At 63.8% G+C, this 15,080-nt stretch carries 13 protein-coding genes; 5 read left to right on the top strand and 8 right to left on the bottom strand.

The genetic code is table 11. From position 1 onward, the window contains the following. The first annotated feature begins 176 nt into the window (after positions 1-176). A complete protein-coding gene (locus PRJ_RS12240; protein WP_010954380.1) occupies positions 177-599 on the top strand; it encodes a RidA family protein in 423 nt (140 codons plus the stop codon). A gap of 149 nt (positions 600-748) precedes the next feature. Continuing rightward, positions 749-1,621: a DMT family transporter gene (locus PRJ_RS12245; RefSeq protein WP_104961512.1), complete on the top strand. Its 873-nt coding sequence runs from the start codon at positions 749-751 to the stop codon at positions 1,619-1,621. Here PRJ_RS12245 and PRJ_RS12250 read toward each other — a convergent pair. Further along, positions 1,618-2,337, bottom strand: a complete 720-nt coding sequence (locus PRJ_RS12250; protein WP_104961513.1) for a TorF family putative porin — start codon at positions 2,335-2,337, stop codon at positions 1,618-1,620. The two genes, PRJ_RS12245 and PRJ_RS12250, sit on opposite strands and share 4 nt — an antisense overlap. An 81-nt stretch (positions 2,338-2,418) precedes the next feature. Further along, entirely contained in the window at positions 2,419-2,670 is a 252-nt protein-coding gene (locus PRJ_RS12255) for a hypothetical protein (protein WP_064614264.1), read from the bottom strand. A gap of 245 nt (positions 2,671-2,915) precedes the next feature. On the opposite strand from PRJ_RS12255, the gene PRJ_RS12260 reads away from it, so the two are divergent. After that, a complete protein-coding gene (locus tag PRJ_RS12260) occupies positions 2,916-4,373 on the top strand; it encodes a DUF3300 domain-containing protein (protein ID WP_104961514.1) in 1,458 nt (485 codons plus the stop codon). Further along, positions 4,370-5,263 carry a DUF2950 domain-containing protein gene (locus PRJ_RS12265; RefSeq protein WP_104961515.1) on the top strand — a complete coding sequence of 298 codons (894 nt, stop codon included), beginning with the start codon at positions 4,370-4,372 and terminating at the stop codon, positions 5,261-5,263. The genes PRJ_RS12260 and PRJ_RS12265 overlap by 4 nt, the downstream gene beginning before the upstream one ends. Positions 5,264-5,323: 60 nt before the next feature. Here the strand turns inward: PRJ_RS12265 and PRJ_RS12270 are convergent, their stop codons facing one another. The 4 genes from PRJ_RS12270 to PRJ_RS12285 form a co-directional block, all read right to left on the bottom strand. Continuing rightward, positions 5,324-6,280: a helix-turn-helix domain-containing protein gene (locus PRJ_RS12270; RefSeq protein ID WP_104961516.1), complete on the bottom strand. Its 957-nt coding sequence runs from the start codon at positions 6,278-6,280 to the stop codon at positions 5,324-5,326. Positions 6,281-6,428: 148 nt separating this feature from the next. Continuing rightward, positions 6,429-8,513 carry a hydantoinase/oxoprolinase family protein gene (locus tag PRJ_RS12275; protein WP_104961517.1) on the bottom strand — a complete coding sequence of 695 codons (2,085 nt, stop codon included), beginning with the start codon at positions 8,511-8,513 and terminating at the stop codon, positions 6,429-6,431. Positions 8,514-8,526: 13 nt separating this feature from the next. After that, entirely contained in the window at positions 8,527-10,272 is a 1,746-nt protein-coding gene (locus PRJ_RS12280; RefSeq protein WP_012052132.1) for a hydantoinase B/oxoprolinase family protein, read from the bottom strand. Positions 10,273-10,426: 154 nt separating this feature from the next. After that, positions 10,427-11,281: a LysR family transcriptional regulator gene (locus tag PRJ_RS12285; RefSeq protein ID WP_104887739.1), complete on the bottom strand. Its 855-nt coding sequence runs from the start codon at positions 11,279-11,281 to the stop codon at positions 10,427-10,429. 92 nt (positions 11,282-11,373) lie between these two features. Here PRJ_RS12285 and PRJ_RS12290 point away from each other — a divergent pair, with 92 nt between their 5' ends. After that, positions 11,374-11,802 (top strand): multidrug/biocide efflux PACE transporter, encoded by a 429-nt coding sequence (locus tag PRJ_RS12290; RefSeq protein WP_064493384.1) that lies wholly within the window; start codon positions 11,374-11,376, stop codon positions 11,800-11,802. Between the two features lie 536 nt (positions 11,803-12,338). On the opposite strand, the gene PRJ_RS12300 is transcribed toward PRJ_RS12290, so the two are convergent. Together PRJ_RS12300 and PRJ_RS12305 are read right to left on the bottom strand one after the other, a co-directional pair. Further along, on the bottom strand, positions 12,339-13,358 hold the full coding sequence (locus tag PRJ_RS12300) for a branched-chain amino acid aminotransferase (RefSeq protein WP_003247906.1): 1,020 nt from the start codon (positions 13,356-13,358) through the stop codon (positions 12,339-12,341). A gap of 136 nt (positions 13,359-13,494) precedes the next feature. Then, positions 13,495-15,072: an ATP-binding cassette domain-containing protein gene (locus tag PRJ_RS12305; RefSeq protein ID WP_104961518.1), complete on the bottom strand. Its 1,578-nt coding sequence runs from the start codon at positions 15,070-15,072 to the stop codon at positions 13,495-13,497. Positions 15,073-15,080 lie beyond the last annotated feature (8 nt).

The raw sequence follows: 15,080 nt of genomic DNA on the forward strand, positions 1-15,080 counted from the left end.
CTGACCTGCGTCTCAAGACTTTTCGTACAGAGCCTACGGCCTTACAGCCACTGCGCAAACACACGCGTGGTTTTGACATGACGATGCCTTGTACGAAATTTCCTACTTTATGCTTGACCTCGAGTTAGCTTAAGGTCCGATACTCCGGCGCTCTTTCAACCGAGCGAGGGCTTGTCGTGACCCCATCAAGCGCATTCCAGCTGAGCAACCCCGAAGGCCTCTACGACCCCAGTGGCAACGCCTACTCCCATGTCGCCGAAGTGCGCGCTGACAGCCGTCTGCTGTTCATCGCCGGTCAGGGTGGGGAGGATAGCCAGGGCCAGTTGTCACCCGTGTTCGCCGAACAGGCCCGGCAGGCGCTGGCCAACCTGGAGCGGGCCCTGGCGTCGAAAGGTGCCAGCCTGGCCCAGGTGTTCAAGCTGACCCTGCTGATTGTCGAGCACTCCGAAGCGCGCCTGCACCAATGGGTGGCTGAGGCCGACAGGGCCTGGGGAGCGCACATGAAACCGACCTGCACGCTGATACCGGTGCCCCGGCTGGCACTGGACGGCATGCTGGTGGAGATCGAAGCAGTAGCCGCCGTCTTGCTCAAAACCTGAAAAGCCGACGCGGTCGCCCGTAGGAGCGGGTTTACCCGCGAACACCGGCGTAGCCGGTGCCATCCTCACGGTGGTTCTTCCTTGTATATCGGTGCCGGTCCTGACTAAATGCCGCTATAACAACAATCCCACTCAGAGGTGACCACACCATGAGTACAGGCACGACCACGCTTACTGACCGCAAGACCAGCGCCTGGCTTTGGCCTGCTCTTTTCAGCCTGGTGGCGTTTGCCGCCAACTCGGTGTTCTGCCGGCTGGCGCTGAAGGACGGGGCGATCGACCCGGTATCCTTTACCGTGGTACGTCTGGCCAGTGGTGCGCTGTTTCTGCTGTTGCTGATTCGCCTGCGCAAGCCGGTGCAGGCCATGGGCGGCAGTTGGTGGGGCGGCCTGGCCCTGTTCCTGTACGCGTTCCTGTTTTCTGCGGCGTACCTGCAACTGGGCGCAGGTGCAGGGGCGTTGTTGCTGTTCGGTGCCGTGCAGATCACCATGTTCAGCTTTGCGTGGTACAGGGGCGAACACATCACTGTACGCATGCTGCTGGGCATGCTGATTGCCTTTGCCGGCCTGCTGGTGCTGCTGTTGCCCGGCGTTTCCGCGCCGCCGTTGGCCAGTACCTTGCTGATGGCCCTGTCCGGTGTGGCCTGGGGGGTATATACGCTACTGGGCAAAGGCTCGCCCAGGCCGCTGGCCGACACTGTCGGCAATTTTGCCCGCAGTTTGCCGTGCCTGGTGCTGCTGCTACCGATGCTGTTGCTGGGTGCCGGCCCGCACCTCACACCGCTTGGCTTGTTGTATGCCCTGGGTTCCGGCGTGCTGGCTTCTGGCGCAGGCTATGCCGTTTGGTATGGCGTGGTCAGGCAGATCAGTGCGCAACAGGCGGCGACCCTGCAACTGAGTGTGCCGGTGATTGCCGCACTGGGCGGGGTTGCGCTGATTGGCGAACCGGTGTCGTTGCGCTTGTTGATCGCCTGTGTGGTGGTGTTGGGCGGGATTGCCCTGGCGCTGGCGCCGCGCCGTTAAAAAAAGCTGCGCTGGGCCTTGAGTGTGACCACGCTGTCGCAATAGGTATTGATGCCCGAATAGGCATCGCAGCTCGCGCCACTCAGGCTGGAGTTGCTGTAGATCAGGTTCAGGTCGATGCCCAGCCAGGGCCGCGACAGCTCCAGTGACCAATCGGAAAAGGTATTCACCTGGCTGCCATCGCCAATGGTGAACGGCGTGCCCAAGCGGTGGTGGGCGAGCTTGACGGTGAAGTCGACGTCGAACATCGGCAGATGGCCGAAGTCGGCGAACAGCGTGCCCGTGCGGTTGTCGGGGTTGTCGCGCAGCGCCCCGCCGAAGCGGCTGCCCAGCACCGAAATACCCCCATACAGGGCGTAGCTGTCGGGGCCTGCGATATTGGGCTGACTGTAATGGATCAACCCTACCTCATAGCCCAGGCTGCTGTCGAAATGGTGCTTGTAGCCCAGGTAGCTGTCCAGGCGCAGGGTCGAGTCGGGGGTGACGCCCATGCTTGGGGCGTACTGGCCCAGGTACCAGCCACTGGGGTGGCTGAGGTCGAGCCCGCCATGGAATGCGCCAACGGCACTGGGTGAGATAAGCCCTTGCGCCATACTGCGTGAGGGGGTGGTGCCGAGTGTGAAGTCGAAATCGCCCAGTTGGCGTTTCATCTGCTGGGCTTGCGACGCGGGGCTTAAAAGCAGTGCAGCACTCAGCAACAGAAGGGGCCTGATCATGGTCTCCGTCCTGGAAGGCTTGCGGTTGAGCGGTAGAGGATACCTGCGCAAGTGGAGGGAGGGAACCGCCGGTTAGCCCGTTCAGCCTTTGGTCGAAGGTTCAGCGTCGGCAGCCTCGGTCACGACAGGCAGGTTACCGGCACGCAGGATCACCCGCCGTTGCTGCTCGTAATTGTCCAGCGACAGGCCGCGGCGCTGTAAGGCTTCCAGTTGCAACTGGCGGGTTTCCTCGGCGGTGTACGGGCGCAGTTCAGGGTGGCTGGCACAGCCGCTGATCACGGCGATGGCAAAAACGACAAGGGTGGCGGACAGCTGGCGGGCCAAGGTATTCATCGGTTAGCTCCAGGGCAGTCTAGGAAGCAGCGTGGGGATGACGCTAGGTTATGCGGCCACAGCGTTCGGTAGAAATTGCCCTGCTCGATAGTGACTATCGACGGTTCCGGCGAAGTCCACCTATAGACTCGAACGCATCAACCATCCCACCGTTGAAGCGCGAAAAGTTTGCGTCCCCTCGTCTGGTCAAAAGCACCGCCATTGCTACCCTTAACCCACGCGGTCTGACCTCATGGGGATAAGCGATGCGCATGCCATTGTTTGCTGTCCTGTCGGCACTGCTTTGCCTGAGCGCTGCCCCGGGCCTGGTGCTGGCCGAAGACGTGCCCGCGCCGCCGGCACCATCCGCTGCCACGCCCGCGGCCAAGGACCCGGTGTTCTCCCAGGAGCAACTGGACCAGATGCTTGCCCCCATTGCCTTGTACCCCGATCAGTTGCTGGCTCAGGTGCTGATGGCGTCAACCTACCCGGGGCAGGTCAATGAAGCCGTGACCTGGTCCAAGGCCAACCCCAAGGCCACTGGTGATGATGCAGTCAGGCAAGTGGCCAAGCAGCCCTGGGACCCTAGCGTACAGGCACTGGTGGCCTTCCCGCAGGTGCTGGCAACGCTTGGCCAGGACCCGGTCTGGGTGCAGCGCCTGGGCGATGCTTTCCTCGCTCAGCCCGATGATGTCATGGGCAGCGTGCAGCGTTTGCGCCACCAGGCGCAGGCCGCCGGCAATCTGCAGAGCAGCCAGTACCAGAACGTAACCGTGCAGACCGCACCTGCTCCAGCCGCCAGCGGCAGTAGCACCCAAGGGGCAGCGGCCAGCAGCCCGCCCACCACCATCGTCATCGAGCCGGCCGACCCGCAAGTGGTGTATGTGCCCAGCTATAACCCGACCACCACCTATGGCACTTGGGCCTACCCGGCCTCGCCGCCGGTGTATTACCCGCCGCCGCCCATGTACTACCCCGGTTCCGCGCTGGTGGCCGGCCTGGCCTTCGGTACCGGCGTGGCGATCGTCGCCTCGCTGTGGGGCGATTGCGACTGGGACAACAATGACATCGACATTGACGTCAACCGCTACAACAACCTCAACGTGAACAACCGCATCACCAACAACCAGAACAAATGGCAGCACAATGCCGCCAACCGCGACGGGGTGCCATACCGTGATTCTCGCAGCCGTCAGCAGTACGGCCGCCAGCTGGACGGTGCCACTCAGCGCACTGCGTTCCGCGGCGACGACGCCCAACGGGCCCAGGCCCGAGACAAAGCCCGGGCATCGATGGACCGCGCAGGTATCGAACGGCCGGCTACCAGTAACCGTCAGGCCCGCGAGCAAATGCGCGAGGCCAAGGCAGGCAATCCTGACGGAAACCGCATGCCGTCCCGTGATGATGGCGCGCGGGCGACTGACCGTCGGCAGGAAACCCGCAATGACCAAGGCCGCCAGCAGAACGGCAACCTGGCCAATCAACGCCGGCAGGGCGACGGCCAGGCGCGGCCGCTGGCGCAGAGCCGTCCTGCCAATACGGCAGGCCGTGCCCGCAACAATGCTTTCGACGGCGTGCGCTCACCGTCGCGCACCAGCGCACAGGCCAACCGCGGCCGTACCAGCCAGTCGTTCGCTCAGCGGCCCGGTGCGTCGCGTGCCGCCGGGCACCCGATCTCCCGGCCCAGTGCGCCCGCGCGTCGCGGCGCAGGAGGCCGTCGATGAAGCGCCCGACACTCGCTGCATTGCTGCTGACGGCAGGTCTGGCCTGGTCGTTCATGGCCGCTGCCCAGCAAGCCTTCTCAACGCCGGAGAAGGCCGTGGAAGCCTTTGTCGCGGCGCTGGGCCAGGAAAAACCTGATGAAGCCCGCCTGGCCCAGTTGCTGGGCGATGACTGGCGCACCTATATACCGCGCGGTGGTGTGCAACGCAGCGATGTGGATACCTTTCTCGAGCAGTATCGCGCACAGCACAGCATCGACATGTCAGGCGAGGGCAAGGCCATCCTGGCGGTGGGCGCCGGTCACTGGACCTTGCCCATACCGCTGACCAGAACCAGCCAGGGCTGGCGCTTCGACCTCAAGGCGGGCAGTGCCGAAATCCGCGCCCGTCGTATCGGGCGCAACGAGCTGGGTGTTCTGCAGTCGCTGCTGGCCTATCACGATGCGCAAATGGACTACGCGACCCAGGACCATAACGGCAATGGTGCGCTGGAGTACGCACAGAAGATTTTCAGCGAGCCGGGCAAGCATGACGGGTTGTATTGGGATGACGATGGCGACGGTGACGTCAGCCCGTTGGGCCCGCTGTTCGGCCAGGATGTGGTCGGTGACGCCTGGTATGGCTACCACTTCCGCATCCTGGATGCACAGGGCCCCTCCGCCCCGGGCGGTGCCTACAGCTACCTGATCGGCAACCAGATGAGCCGTGGCTTCGCCATGGTCGCCTGGCCGGCCAAGTACGACGACACCGGGGTGATGAGCTTCATGATCAGCCATGACGGCCAAGTGTTCGAGAAAGACCTCGGGCCGCATGGCGACAGGCTGGCGAAGGAGATGAAACGCTTCGACCCGGATGACAGCTGGAAAGTGGTGGATGTGGCGGCGGGGGATTGAGCCCGCCAAGCCAACGCGACCGCGCCCCTTGTGAGCGCGGGCAATTTTCCGTTGTTGTGATCAGTGCGTACGCGTAGCCCGCACCTCGCTCGCCGTGCACCCATACTGCTGGCGGAACGCTCGGGTGAACTGCGCCTGATCGGCAAAGCCCCAGCGAAATGCCAGTTCGCCGATCGCCAGGTGGCAATGCGGGTCAAGCAGTTGCCGGTGCACGGCCTCCAGGCGTTGACGGCGTACCCACTCGCCAAGGGTGTAGGGCGTGATCGCGAACAACTTGTGCAGATAACGCAGCGACAGCCCACAGGCGCTGGCGATGGTTTGTGGCGACAGCTCGGGGTCACCCAGGTTTTGCTGCACGTACTGCTCGACCCGCGTCAGGTGCAGGGTGCTGAGGTTGCTGCCTTCGCTGCCCAGCACGCGCTCATCCTGTTGCAAGGCCAGCAGCAGGGTGGCGGAGGCCTGTTCCAGCAGTAAATGCCGGGCTGCCGGGGGGCTGGTGTCGAAATGGCGGGCACACAGGTCGAGTTGCTCGACGAAGATGCGCCCCAGGCCCTGACGGGCATCGAAGCAATGCCGGGTATAGCGCTTGTGCCCCAGCAGGTTGGCTTTGAGCGCACGCTCGGGCAGCTTGAGCACCCACAAGTCGTTCTGCGTGCCGTAGTGGAAGCGGTAGGGTGCATCGCCGCGCTCGACGATGAAACCGCCCGGGCTGCAACTGATCTGGTGGCCGTCCTGTTCAAAGTGCACCTCGCTGCCATGCGGCACGGTCACCAGGTAGAACGCTTCATGGTCCTGGCCGATGTGCGCTTTGCTGCGCGAGTAACCCAGCTGGCTGGACCGCAGGCGCGACAGGCTGAGCGGTGTGCTCGGCGTACTCCAGCGCTGCAGGTGGCCATCGAACGGCTGTCCGGCAGCAAATTCAAGGCTTAGCGGAAAATAGGTGTCACTGATGGCTTCGGCCCAGCGTACCTGGCGCTCTGGCTGTGGCCAGCCGTGGGTCGAGAGTTCTGTGGGCATGGTGGGTCCTTTTTCAAAGAGGGCAGCATTGAAAAAAGGAACTGCAGGCAAGCTACTCAAGCAGCTCTTGTTATTGTACGAACCGCCCGGCAGCGCAAAACTGCCGGGCGGTTGTCAGGCCCATGATCGGCGCGCGCCGACCCCAAGATCAACCCCCGCGTGTCACCCGGTAGGTGGCCGAAGGCTCCAGGCGCGCCTGCCAGCCGGGTGGCAGGACAATGTTGGTGGTGTCTTCCTCGATCACACAGGGGCCATGCACGGTCTGCCCTGGCAACAGGTGGTTACCGTTGAACACCGGTGTGGGCTGCCATTCACCGTCGGCACTGAACAGCATCGGGCGGACGGATTGCGCGGTGGGGGCGGGGGGCTCGGCCGGCCCCTGCAGCTCGGGTTGCGGCGGGCGTGGCAGGTGGCCGATCACCGAGCACTCCAGGTTCACCAGCTCCACCGGGCTGTCGGGTTCGCTGTACGAGTACAGGGTCTGGTGGCGGCTGTGGAAGCGGCTGACCAGCGCGGCCAGCCCTGCCTCGTCCAGGCTGTGCTGCTGCAGGTCCACACTGCACTCATGAATTTGCCCCAGGTAGCGCATCTCCAGGGTGTAGTGGCAGCTGCTGGCCTGGTCGCCAAAACCGTCTTCGCGCAGATTGGCCAGGCCTTGCTGGCGCAGTTCGGTGAGGGTCTGGTTGAGTTGCGCCAGGTCGACGTGCCCGGCGTCCAGGCGCATCGACAGGCTGGTGAGCTGGTCGTAGCGCACGTCGGACAGGATCTGGCCGAACGCACACAAGCCCGAGGCCACCTTGGGGATCAGCACGGTGTGCATGCCAATTTCTTCGGCCAGGCGCACCACGTGCATGCCCGCCGCACCGCCCGCGCCGATCAGGGCGAAGTCACGCGGGTCGTGACCGCGCTCGATCGATACGCGGCGGATGCCGTTGACCATGTTCAGGTTGACCAGGGTGGTGATGCCGAATGCCGCGCGTTCCACACTGATGCCCAGCGGTTCGGCGACCTTGCTCCGGATGGCGTCCAGCGCGGCCTGGCGGTTCAGGCGGATACTGCCGCCCAGCAGTGCGCCGTCGGGCAGGTAGCCAAGAGCCAGGTTGGCGTCGGTGACCGTGGGTTCGCGGCCACCCTTGCCGTAGCACACCGGCCCAGGCATGGCGCCGGCGCTGCGCGGTCCGACCTGGAGCATGCCAAACTCGTCCAGGTGGGCGATGGAGCCACCGCCGGCACCCAGGGTCTCCACCTGAATCATCGGCACGCCGATGCGCTGGCGCAGGAAGTCCACGTCCTTGCTGAAGTTGGTGCGTCCGGCGTTGGTCAGGGTGATGTCGAACGAGGTGCCGCCCATGTCCACGGTAATGACGTTGTCGATACCGAACGGCCTCGCTACCGCCAACCCGGCTTGTGGTGCTGAGGCCGGACCGGAGTTGATCGCGTTGACGGCGCGCTCACGCATCAGGTGCCCGGGCGCCAGCCCGCCATTGGACTGGAAGTAGCGTACTGGCTGCTGTGCGCCAAGCTCCTGGAACAGGCTGTCGATGCGCGCCACGTAACGTGCCATTACCGGGCTGAGGTAGGCATTGACCACGGTGGTGGAGGTGCGGGTGTATTCGCGGATCTGCGGGAACACCTCGCAGCCGGTGCAGACGAATACCTCGGGCAGGGCAGCCCGTACCAGTTCGGCGGCCCGCTGTTCGTGGCTGGGGTTGCGTACCGACCACAGGAAGGAAATAGCCACGGCCTGCACGCCTTCGGCACGGAAGTAGTCGATGGCGGCATGGATGGCGGCTTCGTCCAGCGGGCTGTGCTCACGACCATCGCCAAGGATTCGGCCACCGATCGGGCGGCGCAGGTGGCGTGGGGCAAGCATGTGTGCCGGCGGGTAGTGGGCGTCGTAGCGGTGGCCTTCTTCCTTGTGGCCCAGGCGGATTTCCAGGCTGTCCTCGTGCCCCTCGGTGCACAGCAGGCCCACCTTGACCCCGGTGCGCTCGATCAGCGCGTTGAGGGCCACGGTGGTGCCGTTGATGCACAGGTCACAGTTGGCGATCAGTTCGGCCGGGCTACGCCCGGTGGCGTCGGCGATCTGTGCCAGGCCGGCGCGAATGGCCAGGGTGCCGTCCTGGGGCGTGGACGGGGCCTTGAACAGCTGCACGCCGCCGTCGCGATCGGCCAGGATGAAATCGGTGAAAGTGCCGCCGGCGTCTACGCCCAGGCGATATTGGTTACGCATGCGTGTTCTCCGGTTAGCGCGGGGCGCGGGCAAGGCGGGTGGCTGTTTCGTCCAGTTGGCCATCGGCATCGAGGACCACGCCATATTCCAGGGCTGCGCCTTGTGGCGAGACCAGGCCGTTGCGCACGTCCTCCAGTACTGCTGCGACCCGACGGCGCAGCGGGTCGCCGTAGCCACCACCCCCTGGGTTGATGTTGATGATGCGTTCGCCGGGCTGCAGGGTGAGCATGGGGTTCTGTGTGTAGTGGTCTTCGCGGCCATCGGCGTGGCGATGGATCAGCCGGCCCAGTTTGGGCTCAAGCAGGGCATTGCGAGCCCCGGCGGCACCGGCGGTGGGCAACTGGCGGCCCTCGCCGAAGCCGACCACGGTCATGGCGTGGTCCAGCGGTTCGATCTCCAGGCGGGTGCCCGAACCCCCGCGCAACTCACCGGCGCCACCACTGTCGGCCATCAGGCTGTAGCGGTGGATCAGCACCGGATACGCGTGTTCGAGCAGCTCGATGTCACCGCTCATCAGGGCCCCGAAGCAGCACAGCGGGCCGCAGGCGTGCCAGCCATCCATCACCTTGTTGGCACCGGCACCGGAAATGATCGAGGCCAGCACCATCGTCACGTACTCGCTATTGCCGTTGCGCGGGTCGCGGCCGGCAATGTTGATGCCGCTGGTATGCCCCCAGGAGGCCGTTACCCGCTGTGGCGAGGCCTGTTCCAGTGCCGTGCGCACGGCATCGGCGAGGGTTTCCATCGGCGTGGTGGTGCAATTGACGTGAGGCGCGGGTTCCTCGGCATTGCACAGCGTACCCCTGGGGCCGACATCGACCGTTACGCAGCGATACAGGCCTTCGTTGTAAGGCGGCGCCACCTGGGCGAACATCATCAGCCCCAGGTACACCCCGGATACCGAGTTGCCCTCATAGGAATTGATGAAGTACGGCACCTGCGGCGGGCTTTCGATGCGTACATGGGCCTGGTCGCCACGGATCTGCACATGGGCGGTGATGGCCAGTTCACCCAGGCCGTGGCCGGCATCTTCGAGCACGGCGGTGCCGCTGTAGTCACCATCCGGCACATCGCGCAACAGCGCCCGCATGTGTCGGTCGGCCATGTTCTTCAGTTCGGCGATGCAGGCACGCACCTGTGCCACGCCGTACTTGTCCAGCAGCTCCAGCAAGTGCCGCTCGCCGACCTTGCAGGCGCCATACTGGGCATTGAGGTCGCCTTCCTGATAGGGGCGGGCGCGCATGTTGGTGAGCATGAAGTTGATCACGTCCTCACGACGCTTGCCCTTTTCCCACAGCTTGACCGGTGGAATGCGCAGGCCCTCGGCGTAGATCTCCTTGGCATCGGGGTTGTAGCCCGCCGGCACCGGGCCGCCGATGTCGGTCAGGTGGCCCTTGCAAACGGTCCAGAACACCAGCTCGCCTTGGTAATACACCGGTTTGTACATGCAGCAGTCGAGAATATGGCTGCCCTTGTAGGCGGGGTCGTTGTGGTAGATCACGTCGCCTTCGGCGATGTCGTCGCCGAAGAACTCGGCCACGCACTTCATGGCCGGGATCAGCGAGCCCAGGTGGATGGGAATGTCCTGGCCCTGCAGGATCATTTCCGGCAAGTGGTCGAACAGCGAGTTGGAATAGTCGTGGGCCAGGTTGAACACACTGGAGCGCCCGGTCTTTTCCAGGGTCAGGGTCATTTCGCGTTGCGCTGTCTCCAGCGCACCCCGGACAACCGCAAGGGTGATCGGATCTACTGTCTGCATAGGTCACCAACGTTTGTTCTTGTGCTTTTTGGGTGCGTGCCGCAGCGGGGCGGCGCGTGGTGACAGGCTAAGGGGCGGGGTGGGGGGAAGGCTTGTCGCTGGGTGTACCGGTTGTTGTGTCTGGGCGCACTTCAAGTTCGGGCAGGCGACACAACTATTGCCCCAACATCTGTCGCACCAGCCATTGCCCGGCCGGCCCCAAGGCACGCCGGCTCGACCAGGCCACATCCATATCCACCCGCCGGGGGTAACCCGCTATCTGCAACTCCACCAGCTCGTTGCCAAACCGTTTAACCAGTGCCCTGGGCAGTTCGGCCCAGCCAAACCCGCGCACGGCGAACTCCAGCAGGGTCAGGTAATCCGGTGCCGACCACGCTTGGCCACGGCCATGGTGCAGGCTGGGGGCATAGGTCTTGATATACAGCTGTCGGGCGTTCTCCAGATGCTGCGCCTGTACCTGCGCCAGGCTCGCCAGCGGATGCTCGCTGGCGACATATACGCCGAACTCTGCCTGCTCCGGCAAGCGCGCCACGGCCACGTCGGCGGGGTAGCCGGGCTGTGTGGCAAGGATGCCGACATGGGCCAGGCCCTGCTGGACCATCTCGATCACATCAGCGTCCTCCGCCGGGCCGCAGCGTAGCTCGGTATGGGGGTAGTGCTGGGCGAAACGAGTCATCACCGCCCCTTGGAACGTTACGCTGTAGCTGTCCGACATCACCACAGATACCAGCGCCTCTACATTTTGCGCCAGTCGCACTGCCAGCGCATCGAGCTGGGCGCTGGCATCGAGAATCGCCTCGACATGGCTCAGCACCTGCCTGCCCGCTTCATTGAGCGTGGGGTGGCGGCCATTGCGGTCAAATAGCGGACAGCCAATATCGGCCTCGAAATTGGCGATGGCGATGCTGACAGTGGACTGGCTTTTGCGCAGCTTGCGCGCCGCCGCAGAAAACGAACCTAGCGAGGCGGCTTCGGTAAAGGCGACCAGAGCTTCGGGAGAGTAACGCATGGTATTGATAAAACCGATGGTAGCTATATCGCGAGTATCAGTTCTATCAAAGAGAATGGGAAGCACGACTCACGCAATGGATGGGATTTGCAATGAAAAACGTGTCTTTCACCGAACGCCTGGTCCACGCCGTTGGCTATGAAGTTTTTGCGGTACTGCTGTGTGCGCCGCTGCTGTCCTGGATCATGGGCAAGTCGTTGGCAACGGCGGGCGCGCTGGCGGTGACCCTGTCGGTGATCGCCATGCTGTGGAACATGGTCTACAACGCACTGGTCGATCGCTGGGTGCAAACCGAACGCATCAACTGGAAGGCCAGTACGCGTTTCGTGCACGGTCTTGGCTTCGAAGCCGGTCTGGTGGTGTGGTGCCTGCCGGTGGCGGCTTGGATGCTGGAGGTTTCGCTGCTGCAGGCGTTCATGGTGGAGCTGGGCTTCTTCGTGATCATCCTGCCCTACACCGTGGTGTACAACTGGGCGTTCGACAAAGCCCGGCACCTGCTGGTGCAGCGGCGCCTGGCATGATTCGGCCACCCGGCGCGGTTCATTGATCAGGGGGGACACAGGTCGGTGGTTGAGCACAGGCCGTCGTGTAGGAGCGGGTTCACCCGCGAAAGGGCCGGCCCTGCTGGCCAATTTCCACCCGCAGTTCACCGTTGCCGCCACTACCGTATTCGCGGGTAAACCCGCTCCTACCACGGTGGTGGTCACACGTCGGGGATTGGGCGCAGGCCGTCGTGTAGGAGCGGGTTCACCCGCGAAAGGGCCGGCCCTGCTGGCCAATTTCACCAGCCGTTCACCGTTGCCGCCGCTACCGTATTCGCGGGTAAACCCGCTCCTACCACGGTGGTGAACACACATCGTGGGTTATGCACAGGCCGTCGTAGGAGCGGGTTCACCCGCGAAAGGGCCGGCCCTGCTGGCCAATTTCACCAGCCGTTCACCGTCGCTGCCGCCACCGTATTCGCGGGTAAACCCGCACCTCAAGGTGGCTGCGAAAACCCAAGAAAAACGGGGCATGCCATCGCTGGCATGCCCCGTTTTCATACAGCTGATGCGCCTCAGGCGACCTTGACGATCCAGCCTGCCGGTGCCTCTACATCGCCGCTCTGGATACCGGTCAGCTCGTTGTAGAGCTTCTGGGTAACCGGGCCGACCTTTTCCAGGTCGTGGAACACGTGCAGCTTGCCGTTGTACTCGATGCCGCCGATCGGGGTGATCACGGCTGCGGTGCCGCAGGCACCGGCTTCGACGAAGCGGTCCAGCTTGCTGATCTCGACATCGCCTTCGATCACGGTCAGGCCCAGACGCGATTGCGCCAGTTCCATCAGCGAGAGGCGGGTGATGCCTGGCAGTACCGAGGCCGATTTCGGAGTGACGAACTCGTTGTTGGCGGTGATGCCGAAGAAGTTGGCCGAACCGACTTCCTCGATCTTGGTGTGGGTCAGCGGGTCGAGGTAGATGGCGTCGGCGAAGTTGGCCTTCTTCGCTTCAGCGCCCGGCTGCAGGCTGGCAGCGTAGTTGCCACCGACCTTGGCCGCGCCGGTGCCCTGCGGGGCTGCACGGTCGAAGCTGGAAATCTGGAAGTTGTGCGGCTTCATGCCGCCCTTGAAGTACGAACCAACCGGGATGGCGAACACCGAGAAGATGAACTCGGGGGCGGTGCGCACGCCAATGTTGTCGCCGGTGCCGATCACGAACGGGCGCAGGTACAGGGCGCCTTTGCCGTGCGGTGGCACGAACTTTTCGTTGGCCTTGACCACTTGCTTGCACGCTTCGATGAACACATCGGTCGGCACGTGCGGCATCAGCAGGCGTGCGCAACTGCGCTGCATGCGGGCCGCGTTCTGGTCCGGGCGGAACAGGTTGATCGAGCCGTCCTTGCAACGGTAGGCCTTCAGGCCTTCGAAGCACTGCTGGCCATAGTGCAGGGCCGTGGAGCCTTCACTGATGTGCAGTACGTTGTCTTCAGTCAGGGTGCCCTTGTCCCACTCGCCATTGCGCCATACGGACAGGTAGCGTTTGTCGGTCTTGATGTAGTCGAAACCCAGCTTGTCCCAATTAATGCTTTCGTTGCTCATGACACCCTCATTGTCTTGCAAGTGCCCGATCGCTCGGGCTGCTGTTATATGCGCACCATGCCACCTTAATACATCCTTGGCGGATCGGGAACGGCCAGTCACGAATTGATAGGCTGCGATGCTTTTTTTTCGGTTTCTACAACAGCAAGTACTCATCCAGCGCCAGGTTTTCCAGCAATACCACATCATGGGACGCCACTATCAGCGCCCCGCGAAACTGCCCAAGCATGCGTTCCAGTGCTGTCAGCGATGGCAGGTCCAGGTGGTTGCCGGGTTCGTCAAGCAGCAACAGGTCGAGCGGCCGTTCACGATACAGCACGGCGGCCAGCGCCGCCTTCATACGCTCGCCGCCGCTAAGTAGGCCACTGGGCAGTTCGATACGGGCCGCATCCAGGCCCAGTTGCGCCAGGCGGCTGCGCAATTTTCCCTGGGCCAGCGTCGGGTTGGCTTGGCGCAGGTGTTCGAGCACGCTGCGGTTGCCTGCCAGTGCGCTGCAGTGCTGGTCGAGTAAGGCGGTCTCGCCACTGAGGCGCACATTGTCGGGCGATGCCGGCAATTCCCCATTCAGCAGCCTGAGCAGGGTGGACTTGCCACTGCCATTGGCGCCGATCAGCCCTACGCGTTGGCCCAGGCACAAGCGCAGGTCAAGCGCTTTGCGGGTGCCATGCGGCAAGCAAAGTGCCTGCAAGGCCAACACTTCACGGCCCGGATGACGCTGAGGTGTGGGCGCGTGCAAGGTAATAGCGCTATCTTGCTCCACCTCGCGGGCGGCGTCACGCACTTTGCCCAGTAGCGTTTGCCGAGCATCGCGATGGTCGCGGCGCTGCTTGCCAGCAGTGGCCTGGCTGCGCTCCTGCTTGCGGTCGACCAGAATCTTGGCCTGGTTGGCGTGCTTGGCTTGGCGCCCGGCCCGGGCTTGATGGCGCTCCAGGTCTTCGCGTTGGCGCTGCAGTTCACGGGCCTGGCGTTGCTGCTCCTGCTTCAGCCGGGCAAGTTGCTGCTGGGCCTGCGCCGTCTGGTTGGCTTTTTGCGCACTATAGAGGCTGTAGTTGCCACCATAGGCCTGCAAGCCCAGGCTGGATAATTCGACAATGCGTGCCATGTGCGCCAGTAGACTGCGGTCGTGGCTGATCACCAGCAAGCCACGGTCCCAGGCTTCGATCATGCTCAGCAGCTGGGCACGGGCGTTGCTGTCCAGGTGATTGCTTGGCTCGTCGAGGATCAGGTAATCGGCATCGCTGAGCCACGCGCCAATCAATGCCACGCGCATGGCTTGGCCACCGCTCAGGGTTCGTGCGGGCTGGCGCCAGTCGAGTTGACCCAGGCCATGGCCCTGAAGCTGTAGCTGCAATTGCTCGCGCATATCCCAGCGCTCGCCAACGGTGTCGAAATCCTGGGGCTTGATGCTGCCTTGCTCGATGCGCTCCAGCGCCGCAATCACCGGCCCCACTTGGGCCAGGTCGGCCAGCGTGGCGCTGCGCGCGATGACTTGCTGGTCCAGCAAATGGACAGGCCCGAGGCGCCGACAATGGCCGCTGCTCGGTTCACGCTGGCCGGCAAGAATCTGCCCTAGCAGGCTTTTGCCCACGCCATTGTGCCCGACCAGGCCGGTGCGGCGTTGGTCGAAGGTTTCGTTGAGGTTGCTAAACAGCGGCCTGCCATCAGGCAAGGCCAAGGAGACGCTGTCCAGCGTCAGAATCGACGTGTTCGTCATGCACAACT

The sequence above is a fragment of the Pseudomonas sp. XWY-1 genome, from assembly GCF_002953115.1.
Classification (GTDB): Bacteria; Pseudomonadota; Gammaproteobacteria; order Pseudomonadales; family Pseudomonadaceae; genus Aquipseudomonas; species Aquipseudomonas alloputida.